Source organism: Nocardiopsis tropica (genome assembly GCF_042660575.1).
Lineage (GTDB): Bacteria > Actinomycetota > Actinomycetes > Streptosporangiales > Streptosporangiaceae > Nocardiopsis > Nocardiopsis tropica.
Map to the genome: position 1 here is coordinate 467,663 of NZ_JBHSUF010000001.1, position 19,027 is coordinate 486,689.

The window sequence follows — 19,027 nt, forward strand, 5'->3', positions numbered from 1 at the left end:
GGCGCGCCCCGCGCCCGGCGGGACCTCCGTGACGCGGCCCCCCGCCCCCGGCACGCCGGGTTTCTGCTAGACAGGAGGGCAGACGCACCCGCCGGCGGCCCCACGGGCACGCGACGGCCGGGTGTGCTGACAGCACTCGCAGGGTCCACCGGACAACCCGCGCACGCGGGCGGTGGCCCGGATCCCACCTAGGCAGGCAGAGCGTGGCAAGAGCGATCGCGGTGCTCATCGGTTCGCCCGGATCGGGCAAGTCCACCGTCGGCGAGGCGCTGGCCCGACGGCTCGGGGCGGACCTGCTGTGCACCGACACCGAGATCGAGCGGCGTGCGGGCAAACCCGTCGGCGACATCTTCATCGAGGACGGCGAGGAGCGCTTCCGCGCCCTGGAGCGCGAGGTCGTCGCCGAGGGCCTGCGCGCCTGGGAGGGCGTGATCGCCGTCGGCGGCGGCGCCGTACTCGACCAGGACACCCGCACCGACCTGGCGGACCACCACGTGGTCTACCTCCACGTCGAGTTCGGGGAGGCCGCCAAGCGCGTGGGCATGGACGCGGCCCGGCCACTGCTCTCGGGCAACCCCCGGACGCAGCTGCGCAAGCTGCTCAACGAGCGCCTGCCCGTCTACGAGGGGCTGGCCACCGTCACCGTCCCCACGACCGGGTTCCACCCCGAAGAGATCGTCGACTCCATCCTGCCCACGCTGACCGGGCAGAGCACCGGAAGGGCCCAGCAGTGACCGTGACCCGCATCGGCGTCGGCGACCCCTCCGGCCGCTACGACGTGGTCGTCGGCAGCGGCGTCCTCTCCGAGCTCCCCTCGCTGGTCGGCGACGCCGCCCAGGTCGCCGTCATCCACCCCGGTGGCCTGGACGGGATCGCCCGCCCCGTGGTCGGCGCCCTGGAGGCCGCCGGATACCGCGCCCACTCCCTTCCGGTCCCCGACGGCGAGGCCGCCAAGACCGCGGCCGTCGCCGCCGACCTGTGGTCCCGGCTGGGACGGCTCAACTTCACCCGCAGCGACGCGGTGGTGGGCGTCGGAGGGGGCGCCGCCACCGACCTGGCCGGGTTCGTCGCCGCCACCTGGCTGCGCGGGGTGCGCTCCGTGCTGGTGCCCACGACCCTGCTCGGCATGGTCGACGCGGCCGTCGGCGGCAAGACGGGCATCAACACCCCCGAGGGCAAGAACCTCGTCGGCGCCTTCCACCCCCCGGCCGGCGTCCTGTGCGACCTCGCCACCCTGCCGAGCCTGCCCAGGGCCGACTACGTGGGCGGCCTCGCCGAGGTCATCAAGGCGGGGTTCATCGACGACCCCGTCATCTGCGACCTGGTGGAGGAGGACCCGGAGGGCGCCGCGAGCCCCGAGGGCGCCCACACGCGCGAACTCATCGAGCGCGCCATCCGGGTCAAGGCCGACGTCGTCTCCGGGGACCTCAAGGAGAGCGGCCGCCGCGAGATCCTCAACTACGGCCACACCCTCGGGCACGCGATCGAGCGGGCCGAGAACTACACCTTCCGGCACGGCTACGCGGTCGCCATCGGCATGGTGTTCGCCGCGGAGCTGGCCCGCCTGGACGGGCGCATCGGCGCCGGCCTCGTCGAGCGCCACCGCTCCCTGCTCTCGTCGGTGGGCCTGCCCACCTCCTACGCGCAGGAGTCGTGGCCGGAGCTGCGCGCCGCCATGAGCGTGGACAAGAAGGCCCGGGGGGCGACCCTGCGCTTCGTCGTCCTCGACGGCCCGGCCTCCCCCTCCATCCTCAGCGGCCCCGCCCCCGAACTGCTGGACGAGGCGTACCGCGCGGTCACCGGCGACGCCCGGGTCCCGCACAGCCACTAGACTGCACACAGGTGATGTGCGCACTGGTGCACTCGGGGAGCTCCCCGAGGTGCCCGCGCACCGCCCCACCGACCACCGACCGGGCCCCGCCCGGTCCCCGACGTGTCACACCCCTGGAGAGACGACCGAAGTGGCCTCGACGAACGACATCAAAAACGGCACGACCCTGCGACTCGACGGCGGCGTCCTCTGGAGCGTCCTCGAGTTCCAGCACGTCAAGCCGGGCAAGGGCGGCGCGTTCGTCCGCACCAAGCTGAAGAACGTGCTCACCGGCAAGATCGTCGACAAGACCTTCAACGCGGGCGCCCGGGTCGAGTTCGCCAGCGTGGACCGCCGCGACATGGAGTACCTGTACCACGACGGCGAGTCCTTCATCTTCATGGACACCCAGACCTACGACCAGATCCCGGTCTCCGCGACGGTCGTCGGCGACAACAGCGACTTCCTGCTGGAGAACACCAAGGTCACCGTCGCCACCAACGAGGGCAACCCGCTCTACGTCGAGCTCCCCGCCGCCGTCGAGCTGGAGATCACCCAGACCGACCCCGGCGTCCAGGGCGACCGCTCCACCGGCGGCACCAAGCCCGCGACCGTCCAGACCGGCGCCGTCATCCAGGTGCCCCTGTTCATCACCGAGGGCGAGCGCGTCAAGGTCGACACCCGTACGGGCGACTACCTCGGGCGAGTCAACTGATGAGCGGAGCACGGCGCAAGGCGCGGCGGCGCGCGGTCGAGGTCCTCTACGAGGCCGAGGTGCGCGGCACCTCCGTGGAGGACGTCATCGGGCGCCGTCGGGCCCAGCCCGAACCTCCGATCAACGAGTTCACGGAGAACCTGGCCCGCTCGGTCGACGGGCGGCGCGAGCGCATCGACGAGCTCCTGGGCGCCTACGCCATCGGCTGGACGCTGGAGCGCATGCCGGTCGTCGACCGCAACATCCTCCGGATGGGCGCCTACGAGCTGCTCTGGGCCGAGGACATCCCCGACGGCGTCGCGATCGCCGAGGCCGTCGGTGTGGCCAAGGAGCTCTCCACCGACGAGTCGCCCAACTTCATCAGCGGACTTCTGTCACGCTTGATGGAGAACAAGGCGACGCTCTCGCTCTGACACCGCCGAACGGGCGGGACGGTCGGGGCAACGTGCTTGAGGGGACGCAAGTGACTGACAGGACCGGCGTGAGCGCGACCACCGGCAGCGGCTCCGGCGCGGGCTGGGCGACCGGCCCGGCGCGGGCCGCCGGCGCGGCCCGGACGGCGGTCGTGTGGGACGCCCTCTCGCAGCTGCTGGAGGGCCTCGCGGACGACGGTCCCCTGGAGATCGTCGACGCGGGCGGGGGCACCGGCGGAGCCGCGGTCCCGCTCGCCGAGCTGGGCCACCGCGTGACGGTGGTCGAACCCAGTCCCGACTCCCTCGCGGCCCTCGAGCGCCGTGCGGCCGAGCAGGGCGTCACCGTGCGCGGCGTGCAGGGGGAGACCCGCGACCTGGCGTCCCTGTTCGCGCCCGGCAGTGCCGACCTCGTGCTGGTGCACAACGTGCTGGAGTACGTGGAGGACCCCGTCGCGGCGCTGCGCGACGTGGTCGGCATCACCCGTGAGGGCGGCGCCGTGAGCCTCCTCGTCACCAACGCGGCGGCAGGGGCGCTGCACCGCGCCCTGGCCGGGCACATCGCCGAGGCACGGCGCCTGCTCGGCGACCCGGACGGTCGCTGGGGCGAGGCCGACCCGATGCCGCGCCGGTTCACCCGGCAGCAGCTCCTCGAACTCGTCGACGGGGCCGGCCTGACCGGGGGGAGCGTCCGCGGCGTCAGGGTCTTCGCCGACCTGGTGCCCGGGCACGCCTGGGAGGGCGACGCCCAGGCCGGACAGCACCTGGTGGAGCTGGAGCGCTCCGCCGCCGAGCACCCCGAGCTGACCGGGATCGCCACGCAGCTGCACGCCATCGCCCACCGCCCCTGAGGGGCCCGCCCCGGACCCCCGCTGACGCCCTCCCGGGCGCCGCTCGCGGGGGCGGGGTTCCGCCCACGCCCGCCGCTCCGGGGCCCGGGCGTGCGGGGTTCCTGAGTCGGGAACCCGGGGGCGCACACGCCTGGGCAGGGCATAACCTGGTCCTATGAGCCGACGTCAGCTGGAACGCGGTGCCGCGCTACGGGGCATGGTCTCCCCCGACGGCATCGTGCCGTTGGGCGCCGACTTCCCCGCGGACGGGTCCGGTCCCGACTCCGACTGCCACATCCTGCACCTGGACATGGACGCCTTCTTCGCGAGCGTCGAGCAGCTGCGCCACCCCGAGGCGCGCGACCGGCCCGTCATCGTGGGGGGCACGGGTCCCCGCAGCGTCGTCTCCTCCGCCGACTACCTCGCCCGCTCGCGCGGCGTGCACTCGGCCATGCCGATGGCCCGGGCGCTGCGCCTGTGCCCCGACGCCGCCGTCTTCCCACCCGACGGCGCCGCCTACCGGCAGGCGTCGGAGGCCGTGATGGACATCCTTCGCTCGGTGACCCCGCTGGTGCAGCCGCTCTCCCTGGACGAGGCCTTCCTGGACGTGTCCGGGGCCCGCCGCCGCCTGGGCGGACCGGTGCGGATCGCCGCGATGATCCGTGAGCGCGTGCGCTCCGAGCAGCGGCTGACCTGCTCCGTCGGGGTGGCCGCCAACCGCTTCACCGCCAAGCTCGGCTCCACCCACTGCAAACCCGACGGGCTGCTGCTGGTGCCCACCGCCCACGTGCGGGGGTTCCTGGACCCGCTGCCCGTGGGCGCGCTGCCCGGGGTGGGGGACAAGACCGAGCAGACCCTGGCCAGGCTGGGCCTGCGCACGGTCGGCCAGCTGGCCCGGTACGAGCCGGACCTGCTGCGCATGGAGCTGGGGAACAAGGCCGGCACCCGCCTGGCGGCGCTGGCGCGGGGCGAGGACGACAGCACCGTGGTCGCCGAGACCGCCGACAAGAGCGTCGGCGCCGAGGAGACCTTCGACGACGACGTCGCGGACCCGGACGTGGTGGACAGGGAGCTGTTGAGGCTCGCGGAGAAGGTGGGGCGACGGCTGAGGGCGTCGGGCCAGGTGGGGCGCACGGTGAGCGTGAAGCTGCGCCGGGCGGATTTCTCCACGATCACCCGCTCCAGGACCCTGGCCGAGAGCACCGACGTGGCCCGTGAGATCAGCGCCGTCGCCCGCGATCTGTACGCGGCCTCCGGACTGCGGCGTACACCGTTGCGCCTGATCGGCGTACGCGTCGAGGGGGTCGCTCCTGCGGACCGGGCCCATCGTCAATTGGCGTTGGGAGAGGAGGACTCCGGTTGGCGGGACGTTGAACGGGTTATGGACCAGGTGACAGCTCGTTTCGGTCCAGGCGCGATACAGTCGGCTGTGTTGGCCAAGCGTGACGAAAACGACGTATGATGCGGCAACTTCCGGGGCCCTCGGAGCGTTCTAAGGGTACGACCGGAGTCAGGGTAGAAGAGAGGCATGGAAGCCGGTGTTTCCGATACAGGGCGAGGGTATCGTGGCCGTTGTGGGCCAGGTGCGCGCGCAGCTTTTCTTTCCACCAGGCGCTAGTGCAACGTATTCTGGGCATACCACTGACCAAGAGACTGTTCATCAGTACCCGTCACCCCAATCGGGGACTGTCGTAGGGAGGCGCCGTGCCGCTCTCTGAACACGAGCAGCGCATGCTCGACCAGATCGAGCGGGCGCTGTATGCCGAGGACCCGAAGTTCGCGAACACAGTTCGGCAGACGAACCCCGCGGTCCATTACAAGCGCTGGATCATCAAGGCAGGGCTCGGTTTCGTCGTCGGCGTGGTGCTGCTGATGACGGGGCTGATGCTCCAGTCCACCGCTGTCCAGGTCACCATCAGCGTCCTCGGTTTCCTCGTCATGCTCTCGTGCTTCCTGTGGGGGGCCAACGCATGGCGGAAGGCGTCCGGCGGGGGTGCCGAGGCCGCGGCCGCCGCGGCGGAGCCCAAGCAGAAGCGCAGGGGCGGCAGCCGCCCCGGCATGATGAACCGCTTCGAGGAGCGCTGGCGCCGTCGCCAGGAGGGCGAGGAATGACACCGCTCCTCCCCGGCCGCCACCGGCGACCGGGCGGAGCGCGTTAGCAGCCGGTGCGCGCCGGTCCCCGGGCCGGGGGCGCACCGACACGTGGTGGGGTCCCGCAGGGTATCGCGGGGCCCCACCACGGTGTTGTGGGGCACGTACGAATCGCCCGTCGTGGAATAGTTCAGACTTCTCTTTGGTCTGCGCTCGTTACGCGCCTTCGAGGCTGGCCGAAACCCCGCCCCCGGGGTCCTGTTCATGGGCCCGGAGGAGGCCGGGACGGGCCCGTGGACGGTGCGCTGCCGCGGCTCCCGGCCGCCCCGCTCCTTCACCCGCGCCGGGACGTCCGGGCCCGCCCCGCCCGTCGGCGGGGAAGGGCCCTGCGCCCGCCCGCGCAGACCGGCGCGGGCGGGCGGGCGGGGAACTCCTAGGGCGTCGTGGCCGCGAGGTCCCGCGTGGGCCGGGGCCTGTGCCAGGGCGCCAGGGACCGGGGCAGCAGGGCCGCGCGGACCCGGGCCCCCCTCCCCGCCGCGGCGGCCAGGCCGGCACAGGCCGCCGCCAGGTCTGCGCGCAGCCCCCCGGCCCCGGTCGGCGCGGGCGCGTAGCGGGCCGACTCCTCGGCCAGGGCCAGCCGCCACAGCGCCGCCACGGCCTCCGCGGGCACGGGAGCCGGAACGCCGTCGGGGCGGGGGACGTCCGTCCCCGCCCCGAAGCGGGACAGCCGCTCGGCCGTGGCACGCGGGCTCTCGGTCGGCGCCCACGGGCCGCCCAGGTCCAGGCAGGTGTCCCGGAGTTCCCGCCAAGCGGTGTGCGCGGCCGCGGCCGGCTCGCCGCCCGACAGCGAAGTCGTCCGGGACCAGCGCAGGAAGGCCCGCGCCAGGGCGGGCAGAGCCAGAAGCAGCAGTGCGCCGACCGCACCCCCCGCCGCGGGGAGCCAGGACAGGTCCGGTCCGGCGTCGGAGCCGCCGCCGGAGGCCGAGGCGGGCTCGGTCTCCCGGTCCTCGGGCGCCTCGTCCGCCCCGGGGGAGGCGTCGGGCTCCTCGGCGTCCTCGCTCGGCTCCGTGCTCGGGGAGGACTCCGTGTCGGGGCCGCCGGGCTCCTCGGCGGGCCGCTCCCCGGCGCCGCCGTCGCCGGACGCGTAGTCGGGCACCGTCGCCGAGCCCTGCCCCTCGCCGCCGCTCGCGGCCGGGGTGGGCTCGAACCGCACCCAGCCCGCACCCTCGAAGTACAGCTCCGGCCACGCGTGCGCGTCGCCCACCGTGACCGCCCACCGGCCGTCGCCCATGCGCTCGCCGGCCGTGTAGCCCACGGCCACCCGCGCGGGGATGTCGGCCTGCCGGGCCATGACCGCCATGGCCCCGGCGAACTGCTCGCAGTAGCCCACCCGGTCCTCCAGCAGGAAGTGGGAGAGCGGGTCGGCGCCCTCGGGCACCCCCGGCGGGGACAGGTCGTAGGTGAACAGGCCCCCGGTGAAGTACTCCTGGATCGCGAGGGCCCGCTCGTACGGCGACTCCGCGCCCTCGACGAGGCCGTCCGTCAGCGCCTGCACCGAGGGGTCCAGGCCGCTCGGCAGGTTCCGGTGGTCGCCGGGGAGGGAGACGGGGGCCCCGGAGCCGGCCAGTTCGTCGCCCGTGGGGACGCGGTCCACCGTCTCCACGGAGAAGTTCAGGCCCGTGGGAGGGCTGTCGGTGGTGAACACCATGAGGCTGTCGGGGTCGGCGTACCACTCCCCGGGGGCGTCCACCGCGCGCGCCCAGTACGGCAGCGGCAGGAAGTCCATCCGGGGCGAGTCGGAGTCCAGAGAGATCCGCGTCGTCACCGGGCCGCCGTCGGGCTCCCCGTCCCACCCGGCGGGCAGCGGGAGCTCCCCGCTGACCAGGGTGTCGCCCGAGGCGCTGACCGGCGTCATCGTCCAGTTCTCGCCGTCGAACTCGTTCAGCACGTACGTGCGCAGGTAGTCGGGCTGCTCGGCGTCGGTCCGGTAGGTCAGCACGGTGCGGTCGGAGGAGGCCCCCAGCTCCCGGCGGAGCGAGACCAGCGGGTGCGTCGTGGTGAGGACGTCCCCGCCGGTGTAGGCCCCGTCGGCCATGGCGTAGAACGCGTCGCTGCGCAGTGAGGGCACCGCCAGCGGCACCGTCAGGGCCAGCAGCACGGCCGCGGCCGAGGCCGCCGACACCGTCGCCACCCGGAGCACCCGGCCGAGCAGGCGGGCCGAGGGGTCGCGGCCGTCGGGGACGCGCGTGCCCCACTCGCGTCCGCGCACCCACATGTCCACCGCGAGGAGGAACAGGAAGCCGAGGGCGCAGGAGGCCGCGGCCACCGCTCCGACGCCGGCGTCGTCCACCACCAGCGGGACGGCCACCAGTGCCAGCAGCAGGCCGCCGACCATGCCGGGGCAGCGCGCGGTCACCGCGAGGAAGTCCGAGGCCATCGCGAACACCGCGAACACCAGCGCGATGATCATCGTCACCCCGTAGGAGGCCGCCACCGGCGGCGCGTTGCCGTCGATGCTGGCGACGCCCTCCCCGAACACCTGCGCCAGGTGCTCCAGGGAGTCCCAGGTCGGGAGGAGGCCCAGGAGGGCCTCGTGGGGGGCGAAGAGGGGCGTGCTGAGGAACGCGACCGCGAACAGCTGGAGGAACGGCACGGGCAGGGAGTTCCACCCGCTCAGCCGGTACAGCGCGGAGATCCCGCAGACCGCGGTCGTCACGAAGGCCGCGGGGACCCACCAGGTCTCGCCGCGCACGACCGTGCCCAGCAGGGGCAGCGCCGACAGCAGGCAGACCAGGGACGCCAGGGGCATCAGTGCTCTCAACGCGGACCCTTTCCGGGGGTGCGGGGCGCGGCGGCCCGGACGGGGCCGTGCGTTCCGGTGCGGACGGCCGCGAGGGACCACAGCCGGGGCAGGTCCGCGAGGGAGGAGAGGACGAGGACGCGCCATCCGGCGGACGCGAGGATGTCGCGGACGCCGGCCGCGGCGTCCGGCCCCTCCCACGCGGCGTGGGCGCACAGCACGGCCACGCGCGCCCCCCGTCCTCCGCTCCGGGCGAGGGCGGCGGCCTCGTCGGGGGACAGCGCCCCCAGGACCGCCACGACCAGGCTGGACGTGCCGCGGGATGTGCCGAGCAGACCGATGCCGCCGAGCAGTCCCGGGGTGTCGGAGGGTTCCACGACGGCCAGGCCGTCCAGGACGCCCGCGGCGCTCATGGTCGGCACCCGCCCGCGCTCGGTGTGGAAGCGCAGGTCGTGGCCGCCGTCGAGCAGGCCCAGCGCCACGGAGGCGGCGACGCTGACCGCCGTCTCCAGGGACCCGGCGGGGCCGTGCCCCCGGTGGGCGGACCACCGGGTGTCCAGCAGGATCGTGCTGTTCTCACGCCAGTGCTGCTCGTCCCGGCGCACCATCAGCTCACCGTGCTTGGCGGTGGAGCGCCAGTGGACCCTGCGCAGTTCGTCCCCGTACTGGTACTCGCGCGGCACCGGGTCCTGCTCCCCGGCCCCGGTCACCGAGCGGCGGGGGCTCTCCTCGCCCTGCGAGCCGTCGGCGGACCCCGGCGACGCCAGGGGCACGGTCACGGGGGTCACGAGCAGGTGGGCCGGCGCCCCGACACGGCGTCCGACGCGCACGCACCCCAGCGGGTCGGTCACCGCCACGCGGAGCGGGCCCACCGGGTAGTTGCCGCGTGTCGCCGGCCTGACCAGGTAGGAGACGTCGCGGACGGAGCGGGGGCCGAGGTGGCCTACGGTGTACCGGGGCTCGGCGCCCAGCGGGACCGGCAGGGTGTCCTCGACCGACAGCGAGGCGACCGGCCAGACGGGGGAGGAGTTGCCGATCCTGACCAGGATCCGGGCGTCGTGGCCGGCCGGCACGCGGACGGGCGCCACGGTCCGGCTGTGCACGACCCGGGAGGCGGCTCCCAGGACCGTGAGGGCGGAGAGCGGCGGCACCGCGGCCAGGAGCACGCCCACGGCGACCAGCTCACGCTGTCCGACGAGGAGGCCGGCCACGAGGGCGATCGCGCCGAACACGAGCATGAACACCCCGCGCGGGGTGAGGGTCCGGCGGGGGCGCTCCTGCGGGTGGAGGGTGTCGGGCGGCGGCGCGGAGGGAGTCCCGCGGCTGACGCCCGGTGCGGGGGTGTGCGCGGGAGGCGCCTGGTGTCGGACGTCGGGCGGACGCATGGACCCTCTCTCGGAGCGGCCCGCACCCGGCGGGCGGGACAGGCGGGGAGGCGGGAGGAGCGGGACGCCGCGCCCCCGCGGGGGCGCGGCTACTGCGGTCCGGGCACGGGCAGGCGTGCGACCAGCTTGGCGACGATCTGCTCGGGGGAGAGGCGCTCCATCTGCGCCTCGGGCGCGGGCAGCAGGCGGTGCGCGAGCACCGGGACGGCGAGCGCCTGCACGTCGTCGGGGACGACGTAGTGCCTCCCGTCCAGGGCGGCGTACGCGCGTGCCGCCCGCACCAGGTGCAGGGTCGCGCGCGGTGAGGCCCCCAGGCGCAGGTCGGGACTGGTCCGGGTGGAGTTGACCAGGTCGACGACGTAGCGGCGCATACCGGGGGCGACGTGGACCGCGCGCACGCGGTCGGTGAGGTCGCGGATCTGTGCGGCGTCGGTCACCGGGACGAGGGTGTCCAGGGGGGAGCGGGAGCTGTGCGAGTCGATCATGTCGAGTTCGGCCTGCGGGGCCGGGTAGCCGACGGACACGCGGGCCATGAACCGGTCCCGCTGCGCCTCGGGGAGCGCGTAGGTGCCCTCCATGTCGGAGGGGTTCTGCGTGGCCACCACCATGAACGGGCGCTCCAGCGCGCGGGTCTGCCCGTCCACGCTCACCTGGCGCTCGGCCATGCACTCCAGGAGGGCCGCCTGGGTCTTGGGGGAGGCGCGGTTGATCTCGTCGCCCAGCACGATGTTGGCGAAGACCGGACCGGGGTTGAACTCGAACTCGCGCCGGTCCTGGTGGTAGACGCTGACGCCGGTGATGTCGCTGGGGAGCAGGTCCGGGGTGAACTGGACGCGCTGCACGGAGCAGTCCACGGCCCGTCCCAGGGCCTTGGCCAGCATGGTCTTGCCGACGCCCGGGACGTCCTCGATGAGCAGGTGCCCCTCGGCGAGCAGGACCGTCAGGGCGATGCGCAGCACCTCCGGCTTGCCCTCGATGACCGTCTCGATGGCGCCGCGGACGCGGTCCGCCACGGCGACGATCTCGCCGACGTCCTCCTGGACACCGCCCCCGCGACCGCCGTGGTGTGTGCCGAGTGACACGAGACCCCTCCCGCTCCGTATGGCTTCGTGTGTCGGTGTTCGGAACCGAGGCTAGGCCCAATCGGAGCGATTGCAAACCAAAGTGCCGGAATCGGCGGCCGATTGATTCCACGGGCAACCAAAGAGGTCAAAGGGCCCGAATCGCTCTTCCGGGCATTGGCGGCGCCCACGCGGCACACCCTGCCCCCTCCGTGCGCCCGTGCGCGTGGAGGGGTCGTTTTCGCAGGTCGGCGGGTATGTGGGGGGAGAGTGCCGGACGACACCCGGCGGCATCCGCGCGAGCTTCGCCCGCCCCACCCTCCTGACCTGCGCATTTGTGGATTCTTCGGGGTGTGAATCCCGATTGGAGCTGTTGACGGTGGGGAAGAGTGGAGTAAGGTGGAGCATCGTGGAGAGGGTGAATTCTCCACTTCGGGGAGTGAGGGGGTGGGAGTGTGTTCCTCGGCACCCACACGCCTCGCCTCGACCAGAAGGGACGGCTGTTCCTTCCCGCGAAGTACCGCGACGAGCTGTCGGGGGGTCTGGTGGTCACCAAGGGCCAGGAGCGCTGCCTCTACGTCTTCCCGACGGAGGAGTTCCGGCGCATCACCGACGCGCTCGCCAGCACCCCGGTCACGGCCAAGTCCGTTCGCGACTACAGCCGGGTCCTCTTCGCCAGCGCCTCCGACGAGACCTGCGACAAGCAGGGCAGGGTGACCATCCCGTCGAAGCTGCGCGAGTACGCGGGTCTCGAGCGCGAGTGCGTCGTCATCGGCGCCAACACCCGCCTGGAGATCTGGGACGCCGACGCGTGGTCCGAGTACGAGGCCGAGCAGGAGCAGGCCTTCGCGCAGCTCTCCGAGGAGGTGCTGCCCGGGGTGCTGTGAACCCGGCGGAGCCACCGCCGGAACGAGCGGCACGACAGTCCACACCCTTGCAGACCGGGGGTCGGCAACGGCCTCCGGACACGGCGCACACGAGCTGGCGCGACTTCCCCGGTGCCAGGTCGTGAACACGGGTCCGCCGAACGGTGGACAATAGCGGCCGTGTCCGGAAGGCCTTGCCGAAACCCGGCCGGGCCACGCGAAGGACACCGCGGAGCGCACCATCGTGGCGCTACCGCGGCGACCAGGGGGAGACGGCGAAAGCGTGGAGGAACAGCACCGCATGGGGGACACCCGGCAGCACGAGCAGCCCGAAGGGGACGGCCCGGCCCGCGAACACCAGGACACCGGGGACGGAGCCGGGCGGGGAAGCGGCATCGGGGACCGCATCGCCGCGGCCCGCGCCGGGACGGACCCGCTGCACGTACCGGTCATGCTCGACCGGATCATCGAACTCCTGGCCCCCGCGCTCACCGAGCCCGGGGCCGTGCTCGTGGACGGCACCCTGGGGCTGGGCGGCCACTCCGAGGCCCTGCTCAAGGCCTGCCCCACCATGCGCCTGGTCGGGGTCGACCGCGACACCACGGCCCTGGAGCGCAGCGCCGAGCGCCTCGCCCCCTACGCCGACCGCACCCACTTCGTGCACGCGCTCTACTCCGACATCCCGCGCGCGCTGGACGAGGCGGGCGTCTCCGGCGCCGACGCCGTCCTGCTCGACCTGGGGGTGTCCTCGCCGCAGCTGGACGAGACCGACCGCGGTTTCGCCTACGCCCACGACGCGCCGCTGGACATGCGCATGGACCGCACCCAGTCCCTGACCGCGGCCGAGGTCGTCAACACCTACCCGGTCGGCGAACTCACGCGGGTCCTGCGCACCTACGGCGAGGAGCGCTTCGCGTCCCGCGTCGCCAGAGCCATCGAGCGGCGGCGCGCACAGGGCCCGATCGACTCCACGCGCGAACTCGCCGAACTGGTCCGCGAGGCCATCCCCGCGGCCACCCGCCGCACCGGCGGGCACCCCGCCAAGCGCGCCTTCCAGGGCCTGCGCATCGAGGTCAACGCCGAACTCTCCATCCTGGAGCGCGCCCTGCCCGCGGCGGTCTCCCGCCTGGGCGTGGGCGGGCGCATCGCCGTGCTGTCCTACCACTCGCTGGAGGACCGGATGACCAAGAGGGCCCTCGCCGCGCTGGCCACCGACACCACGCCCGCGGACCTGCCGGTCCCCCTCCCGGACAGGCAGCCCGAGCTACGGCTCCTCACCCGGGGGGCCGAGCTCCCCACGGACGAAGAGAACGAACGCAACCCGCGCGCCCAGTCGGCCCGCCTCCGGGCGGCCGAACGGGTTCGGCCGCCGCGGCAGTAGGGAGACCAGATGAGCACGAGGACGGACACGCGCCGGGCACCGGCCCGCAAGGGCGGGAGCGGGAAGGGAGGGGGAGCCGCCCCCGCCTCGCCCGGGCGCGCCCCCGGGCGCAAGGCCGGGGCGGCGCGCGCCCGCCCGGCGCCGCGCATCCCCTTCGTCCTCCTCGTCCTGTGCCTGCTGGGCGGAGCGCTGGTCGCCCTGCTGGTGCTGCGCAGCGTCGTCGCCCAGGAGGCCTTCACCATCGCCAGCCTCCAGGCGGAGAACCGGGAGCTGGCCTACGAGGAGCAGCAGCGCCGCAACACGGTCGCGGGCCTGGAGGCCTCGGAGCGGATCGCGGAGGAGGCCGAGGCCATGGGCATGGAGCAGGGTGAGGCCCCGCTCTTCCTCGACCCCGAGAACGGTGAGATCACCGGGAGCGCCGGGAGCGGTGAGTGAGCGCGCCGAGGGACCGGCGTCCCCGGGACCCCCGCAGGCCCGGAGCGGCGGGCCGTTCCGGGGCCGGGCCCAGCAAGCGCCCCCAGCGTGAACCGCGCCGCCCCGACGGCGGCACCCGCGCACGCTCCTCGGCACGGTCCGAGGGGCGTTCCGCGCGCGGTGGGCGAGGCGGGGAGCGGGGCTCCGCGCGCCGCAGGTCGGGGCCGCCCCCGCCCCCGCCCCTGCTGCGCCGCACCTTCCGGCGGGGGGAGCCGCGCAGCCGGATCAAGTTCGGCGGCGTGCTGATCGTCGTCATCATGCTCCTCTTCGCCGGTCGCCTGGTGCAGATCCAGGGCCTGGAGGCGGAGCAGTACGCCGAGGCTGCCTCGCAGACCCGTCTCCAGACCATCGACATCCCCACCCTGCGCGGCGAGATCACCGACGCCGAGGGCAACCCGTTCGCCCTGTCGGTGGAGGTGCGCAACGTCTTCGTCGACCCCGAGGAGGTCGAGGAGGACGAGCGGGACCAGCTCGTCGACGAGCTCGTCACCCGGTTCGGCCTGGACGAGGCCGAGGTCACCGAGAAGGTCGACGCCCGGCCCTCCCGCTACCAGGTGGTGGCCACGAAGGTCCTGCCGCGCGACTGGGAGGGGCTGCGCGACCTGGGCCTGTCCGGTGTGGGCGCGGAGGTGGCCTACGACCGGGTCTACCCCGAGGAGACGGGGGCCGCCGACCTGGTCGGGTTCGTCGGCTCGGAGGGACACGGCCTGGAGGGCCTGGAGGGCTACCTCGACAGCACCCTGGCGGGCGAGTCGGGCCGGCGGCAGGTCGAGGTCGGCATCGACGGCACCCAGATCCCCATGGCCGGGGGCCTGGTCAGCGAGCCCGTGCCCGGACAGGACGTCCGGCTGACCCTGGACCAGGACATCCAGTGGTACGCCGCGCAGACCCTCGCGAACAGGGTGGAGGAGCTGGACGCCGTCGCCGGCAGCGTCGTCGTGGAGCGCGTCGGCACCGGGGAGATCCTCGCGATGGCCGACTTCCCGACGTACTCCCAGGCCGACATCGACTCCACCGGACCCGAGCAGTGGTCCAACGGGGCGGTCGCGGAGACCTTCGAGCCGGGCAGCACCAACAAGGTCATCACGGTCGGCGCGGCGCTGGAGGAGGGGCTCACCGAGCCGGAGACGGTGTACACCGTGCCCTACTCCCTCCAGTACTACGACCAGACCTTCCGCAACTCCAGCAACAACGGCACGCAGCGCCTCACGGTCAACGGCATCATGGCCCAGTCCAGCAACGTCGGCACGATCAAGATCGCCGACCAGGTGGGGGCCGGGGTCCTGCACTCCTACATCGAGGACTTCGGGCTCGGCCAGCCGACCGGGCTGAACCTGCCGGGGGAGGAGGCCGGCGTGCTGACGGCGCCCGAGGACTGGTGGGGCACGCAGCTCCCGTCGGTCTCCATCGGGCACGGCCTGACGGTCAACGCCGCCCAGATGGCCTCGGTGTACGCCACCGTCGCCAACGGGGGCGTGCGGGTGGCGCCGACGGTGGTCGCGGGCACGGTCGACACGAACGGGGAGTTCACCCCCGCGGAGGAGCCCGAGCAGCGCCGCGTGCTCAGCGAGGAGACCGCCGAACAGCTCGCGCTCATGCTGGAGGCGGTCACCGGGGACGAGGGCACGGCGCCGCAGGCCCGCATCGACGGGTACCGGGTCGCGGGCAAGACGGGCACCGCCAACCGCATCAACCCGGAGACGGGCACCTACGAGGACGGCGGGTACACGGCGTCCTTCTCCGGCTTCGCGCCCGCCGACGACCCGGAGATCGTGGTCCAGGTGGTCCTGCACAACCCGCAGGGCACCTACTACGGCGGCGAGGCGGCCGGCCCGGTGTTCAACGACATCATGTCCTTCGCGCTGAAGTCCCTGAAGGTCCCGCCGACGGACACCGACCCGCCCGCCATCCGGCTGTTCGAGGAGGACGCGGGCTAGCGCGCCGGCCCGCCGGGGGCGTCCGCGCGACGCGCCCCGGCCCGGCACGCGGACCGCCGCGCCCGGCCCCGGGCCCCGGAACCCGCGGGGTCAGGGGCGCCGGCCGGCCCCGCGGCCCAGGTGCGCGTCCAGGCGGGCGCGCACGGAGCGGACGTGCTCGGGGCCGGTGCGGCAGCATCCGCCCACGAGCACCGCTCCGGCCTCGTACCAGGACACCGCGGCCCTGCCGAACCCCTCCGGATCGCCGACGCCCGTCCACCGGCCGAGGGACGCGTCCCAGCTCTCCCCCGAGTTGGGGTAGGCGACCGCGGGCAGGCCCGCCGCGGCCACCGTGCGGACCAGGGAGGGGACGTGGCGGGGAGCGGTGCAGTTGACGCCCGCGGCGACGAGCCTCCCGGCCGCGTGCAGCGGCGCGAGTTCGGCGACCGCCCGGCTCAGGGGGGTGCCGTCGTTGAGGTGCCCGCCGTCGCGGCAGGAGAAGCTGATCCACGCGCGCGGCCCGGGAACCTCGGCGAGGAGCCGGCCCAGGGCACGGGCCTCCGGCAGGGAGGGGATCGTCTCGCAGGCCATGAGGTCCGCCCCGGCGCCGGCGAGCACGCGCCACCGCTCGCGGTGCCAGGCGTACAGGCCGTCCTCGTCCAGGTCGTAGTCGCCGGTGTACTCGGACCCGTCCGCCAGGGCCGCACCGTAGGGCCCCACCCCGGCGGCGACCAGGCCCGAGCCGAACGCGTCGCGCTCGGCCCGCGCCAGCTCCACGGACCTGGCGAGGAGCCCGGCGGCCTTGCGCCGCGAGTGCCCCCGCGCCTCCAGGGCCGGGATGCTCGCTTGGTACCCGGCGGAGATCGCCACGTCGGCGCCCGCCTCGAAGTAGTCCCGGTGCGCGCGGCGGACCAGTCCGGGCCCGTCGGCCAGCAGCCGCGCCGACCACAGGCCGCCGCGCAGGTCGGCGCCGTAGGACTCCAGGCGGGTCGCCAGCCCGCCGTCGAGCACCAGCGGACGGACGCCGGGCGCGCCCGGCACCGTTCGGACCACTCCACCCTCCCCCGTGAGACTTCCAGGGTAGGCGCGGCGGGGCGCGGCCGCCGGTCCCCGGGAGCCGCGGTTCCGGTTCCCGTCCTCCGGGCACGGCCCTCGGCCCCGAGGTGTGCCCCGCCCGGTCCCGGCGCCGACCGGGGGCGGGAGGGCCGGGGAGCCTCGGGGCCCCGCCGGAGAATCCCCGCCGCACGCAGCGTGGAAATTACCGACCGGTCGTCCGCAGCGGTTAACCTCCACACGTGCCACCGGTAATGCGACCTGAACACACGCCACTTCGTCCCCTGTCCGCCCTCGCAGCGCTGCTCGGGCCGGACGCCACACTCCTGCGCCCGGACCTCGGCGCGGACCACACGGCCGAGGTGCCCGGCAGGGAGGTGCACGTACGCGGCATCACCCACGACTCACGGAAGGCGGGTCCCGGAGACCTGTACGCGGCGCTGCCGGGAACGCGCGCCCACGGCGCCGACTTCGCCGGGCAGGTGGCCGAGGCGGGAGCCGCCGCCGTCCTCACCGACCCCGCCGGGGCCGAGCGCGCCGCCGCGACCGGCCTGCCCGTGATCGTCGTCCCCGACGCGCGGGCCGCGCTCGGAACGGCGGCCTCCTGGATCTTCAAGGAGCCCGCGCAGGACCTGCTGCTGATCGGCACCACGGGCACCAGCGGCAAGACCACGGTCACGTACCTGGTCGAGTCCGGGCTCCGCCGGGCCGGCATGACCACCGGCCTCGTCGGCACGGTGGAGATGCGCGTCCGGGACGAGCGGGTCGCCTCCTCCCTCACCACCCCCGAGGCCACCGACCTGCACGGCCTGTTCGCGCTCATGCGCGAGGAGGGCGTCACCGCCGCAGCCATGGAGGTCTCCAGCCACGCCCTCGCCCTGGGCAGGGTCGGCGGAACCCGCTACGACGTGGCGATCTTCACGAACCTGTCCCAGGACCACCTGGACTTCCACTCGGACCTGCGCGACTACTTCGACACGAAGGCTCGGCTGTTCACCCCCGAGTACTGCGACATCGCGGTCGTCAACGCCGACGACCGGTTCGGCCGCGCCCTGGTGGACATGGTGCAGGCCGACGGGACGATCCCCGTCACCACCTTCGCCGTGGACGGCTGCACCGACGCCGACCCGGCCACGGCCATGGAGGCCGACTGGCGGGCCGTGGACGTCGACCTGGGGGCCACGGGCAGCAGGTTCCGGATCGTCGGTCCGGGCGGCATGGAGGCGGAGGCCTCCGTCGGCCTGCCCGGGCCGTTCAACGTCTCCAACGCGATGGCCGCCATCGTCGGCCTGGTCGAGGCGGGCCTGCCGCTGGAGACCGCGATCGCCGGCGTCGCCGCCGCCCCGGGGGTGCCCGGACGCATGGAGCCCGTGGTCGTCGACGACGTGCCCCGCGCCTTCCAGGACTTCACCGCGCTCGTGGACTACTCCCACAAACCCGGTGCCATCGAGGCGGTCCTCACCGCGCTCCGCTCCACCACCGACGGCTACGTGACCATGGTGCTCGGCTGCGGGGGCGACCGCGACCGCGCCAAGCGCCCCCTGATGGGCGAGGCCGCCGCGCGCCTGGCGGACCAGCTGGTCATCACCAACGACAACCCCCGCACCGAGGACCCTGTCTCCATCGCCGCGGCGATGCTCGAAGGCGTGGCCAAGGTCCCCGAGGACCAGCGCGCCCACGTCACGGTCGAACTCGACCGGGCCGAGGCCATCCGCATCGCGGTGGACCGCGTCCGCCCGGGCGACGTGATCGTCGTCGCGGGGAAGGGCCACGAGACCGGCCAGTACGTCAAGGGCGAAGTGCTGCCCTTCGACGACCGGGAGGTGCTGCGCCGGGCCATCGGCGACCACCTCGCCGTGAGCTCCCGCGAACGGCTGGGAGTCGCCCTCCAGGACATCCACAGGGTCCCTGACGAGGGATGACCCGACAACACTCCCGGGCGGCCTCCGTTCGGGACGAGGGGCGCGGACACCGTCCGCGCCCCTCGTGCGTCCCCGCCGCCCGGGGCGCGCGGATCACTGGTCACACGGACACTGCCGGTCACGAAGTGGACCATATTGCTCCACACAGGGCCCGGCGGGACCCCGGACACCGCAATGTGTTCTAAGGTAGGTCCGGCAATCGCAGCCCGACCGCCCACGGTGGCGCCCATGGCGTAGCCCGCCGACGCGGCCCCGGTGAGCCGGCGCGGCACCGCGCGCACGGCATCCGCGGTGCCATCCCCTGACCTGACTC

16 protein-coding genes are annotated in these 19,027 nt (G+C 74.1%); 12 read left to right on the forward strand and 4 right to left on the reverse strand.

Annotated features, from left to right (window positions below):
• Positions 1 to 221 precede the first annotated feature (221 nt).
• From ACFQBR_RS01980 to ACFQBR_RS02010, 7 genes are all read left to right on the forward strand, one after another.
• Entirely contained in the window at positions 222 to 734 is a 513-nt protein-coding gene (locus ACFQBR_RS01980; protein WP_330159653.1) for a shikimate kinase, read from the forward strand.
• Positions 731 to 1,831, forward strand: coding sequence for a 3-dehydroquinate synthase (aroB, locus tag ACFQBR_RS01985; RefSeq protein ID WP_344176360.1), 1,101 nt, complete (start codon positions 731 to 733; stop codon positions 1,829 to 1,831). Before ACFQBR_RS01980 ends, aroB begins: the two co-directional genes overlap by 4 nt.
• A 130-nt stretch (positions 1,832 to 1,961) precedes the next feature.
• Complete coding sequence (gene efp, locus ACFQBR_RS01990; protein ID WP_267945833.1) at positions 1,962 to 2,525, forward strand: elongation factor P; 564 nt, start codon at positions 1,962 to 1,964, stop codon at positions 2,523 to 2,525.
• The gene (gene nusB / locus ACFQBR_RS01995; RefSeq protein WP_267945832.1) at positions 2,525 to 2,938 is read left to right on the forward strand and encodes a transcription antitermination factor NusB; all 414 of its coding nucleotides are present in this window, start codon (positions 2,525 to 2,527) and stop codon (positions 2,936 to 2,938) included. The genes efp and nusB overlap by 1 nt, the downstream gene beginning before the upstream one ends.
• A gap of 50 nt (positions 2,939 to 2,988) precedes the next feature.
• Positions 2,989 to 3,786: a methyltransferase domain-containing protein gene (locus ACFQBR_RS02000; RefSeq protein ID WP_267945831.1), complete on the forward strand. Its 798-nt coding sequence runs from the start codon at positions 2,989 to 2,991 to the stop codon at positions 3,784 to 3,786.
• Positions 3,787 to 3,940: 154 nt separating this feature from the next.
• Positions 3,941 to 5,227 carry a DNA polymerase IV gene (gene dinB, locus ACFQBR_RS02005; protein WP_267945830.1) on the forward strand — a complete coding sequence of 429 codons (1,287 nt, stop codon included), beginning with the start codon at positions 3,941 to 3,943 and terminating at the stop codon, positions 5,225 to 5,227.
• A gap of 242 nt (positions 5,228 to 5,469) precedes the next feature.
• Entirely contained in the window at positions 5,470 to 5,877 is a 408-nt protein-coding gene (locus tag ACFQBR_RS02010) for a DUF3040 domain-containing protein (protein ID WP_267945829.1), read from the forward strand.
• Positions 5,878 to 6,289: 412 nt separating this feature from the next.
• Here ACFQBR_RS02010 and ACFQBR_RS02015 read toward each other — a convergent pair whose 3' ends face one another.
• From ACFQBR_RS02015 to ACFQBR_RS02025, 3 genes are all read right to left on the reverse strand, one after another.
• Positions 6,290 to 8,665, reverse strand: a complete 2,376-nt coding sequence (locus tag ACFQBR_RS02015; protein ID WP_378551918.1) for a transglutaminase TgpA family protein — start codon at positions 8,663 to 8,665, stop codon at positions 6,290 to 6,292.
• An 8-nt stretch (positions 8,666 to 8,673) separates the two neighbouring features.
• A complete protein-coding gene (locus ACFQBR_RS02020) occupies positions 8,674 to 9,894 on the reverse strand; it encodes a DUF58 domain-containing protein (RefSeq protein ID WP_344180831.1) in 1,221 nt (406 codons plus the stop codon).
• Between the two features lie 236 nt (positions 9,895 to 10,130).
• The gene (locus ACFQBR_RS02025) at positions 10,131 to 11,123 is read right to left on the reverse strand and encodes an AAA family ATPase (protein WP_267945828.1); all 993 of its coding nucleotides are present in this window, start codon (positions 11,121 to 11,123) and stop codon (positions 10,131 to 10,133) included.
• A gap of 434 nt (positions 11,124 to 11,557) precedes the next feature.
• On the opposite strand from ACFQBR_RS02025, the gene mraZ reads away from it, so the two are divergent.
• From mraZ to ACFQBR_RS02045, 4 genes are all read left to right on the forward strand, one after another.
• Positions 11,558 to 11,989 carry a division/cell wall cluster transcriptional repressor MraZ gene (gene mraZ, locus ACFQBR_RS02030; RefSeq protein ID WP_267945827.1) on the forward strand — a complete coding sequence of 144 codons (432 nt, stop codon included), beginning with the start codon at positions 11,558 to 11,560 and terminating at the stop codon, positions 11,987 to 11,989.
• A gap of 280 nt (positions 11,990 to 12,269) precedes the next feature.
• Positions 12,270 to 13,349: a 16S rRNA (cytosine(1402)-N(4))-methyltransferase RsmH gene (gene rsmH / locus ACFQBR_RS02035; protein WP_344180833.1), complete on the forward strand. Its 1,080-nt coding sequence runs from the start codon at positions 12,270 to 12,272 to the stop codon at positions 13,347 to 13,349.
• A 9-nt stretch (positions 13,350 to 13,358) separates the two neighbouring features.
• Positions 13,359 to 13,784, forward strand: coding sequence for a cell division protein FtsL (gene ftsL / locus ACFQBR_RS02040; RefSeq protein ID WP_344180776.1), 426 nt, complete (start codon positions 13,359 to 13,361; stop codon positions 13,782 to 13,784).
• On the forward strand, positions 13,781 to 15,760 hold the full coding sequence (locus tag ACFQBR_RS02045; RefSeq protein ID WP_267945825.1) for a peptidoglycan D,D-transpeptidase FtsI family protein: 1,980 nt from the start codon (positions 13,781 to 13,783) through the stop codon (positions 15,758 to 15,760). Before ftsL ends, ACFQBR_RS02045 begins: the two co-directional genes overlap by 4 nt.
• Before the next feature lie 90 nt (positions 15,761 to 15,850).
• Here the strand turns inward: ACFQBR_RS02045 and mmuM are convergent, their stop codons facing one another.
• Complete coding sequence (gene mmuM / locus ACFQBR_RS02050) at positions 15,851 to 16,792, reverse strand: homocysteine S-methyltransferase (RefSeq protein WP_344180779.1); 942 nt, start codon at positions 16,790 to 16,792, stop codon at positions 15,851 to 15,853.
• Between the two features lie 254 nt (positions 16,793 to 17,046).
• On the opposite strand from mmuM, the gene ACFQBR_RS02055 reads away from it, so the two are divergent.
• The gene (locus ACFQBR_RS02055) at positions 17,047 to 18,714 is read left to right on the forward strand and encodes a UDP-N-acetylmuramoyl-L-alanyl-D-glutamate--2,6-diaminopimelate ligase (protein ID WP_344180781.1); all 1,668 of its coding nucleotides are present in this window, start codon (positions 17,047 to 17,049) and stop codon (positions 18,712 to 18,714) included.
• Positions 18,715 to 19,027 lie beyond the last annotated feature (313 nt).

What these genes read in the sequence shown, in the direction of transcription:
- ACFQBR_RS02020 (WP_344180831.1), bottom strand. Translation starts at nt 9,894, where the DNA reads ATGCTCGTGTTCGGCGCGATCGCCCTCGTGGCCGGCCTCCTCGTCGGA.
- ftsL (WP_344180776.1), top strand. Translation starts at nt 13,359, where the DNA reads ATGAGCACGAGGACGGACACGCGCCGGGCACCGGCCCGCAAGGGCGGG.
- ACFQBR_RS02015 (WP_378551918.1), bottom strand. Translation starts at nt 8,665, where the DNA reads ATGCCCCTGGCGTCCCTGGTCTGCCTGCTGTCGGCGCTGCCCCTGCTG.
- ACFQBR_RS02055 (WP_344180781.1), top strand. Translation starts at nt 17,047, where the DNA reads ATGCGACCTGAACACACGCCACTTCGTCCCCTGTCCGCCCTCGCAGCG.
- rsmH (WP_344180833.1), top strand. Translation starts at nt 12,270, where the DNA reads ATGGGGGACACCCGGCAGCACGAGCAGCCCGAAGGGGACGGCCCGGCC.
- dinB (WP_267945830.1), top strand. Translation starts at nt 3,941, where the DNA reads ATGAGCCGACGTCAGCTGGAACGCGGTGCCGCGCTACGGGGCATGGTC.
- nusB (WP_267945832.1), top strand. Translation starts at nt 2,525, where the DNA reads ATGAGCGGAGCACGGCGCAAGGCGCGGCGGCGCGCGGTCGAGGTCCTC.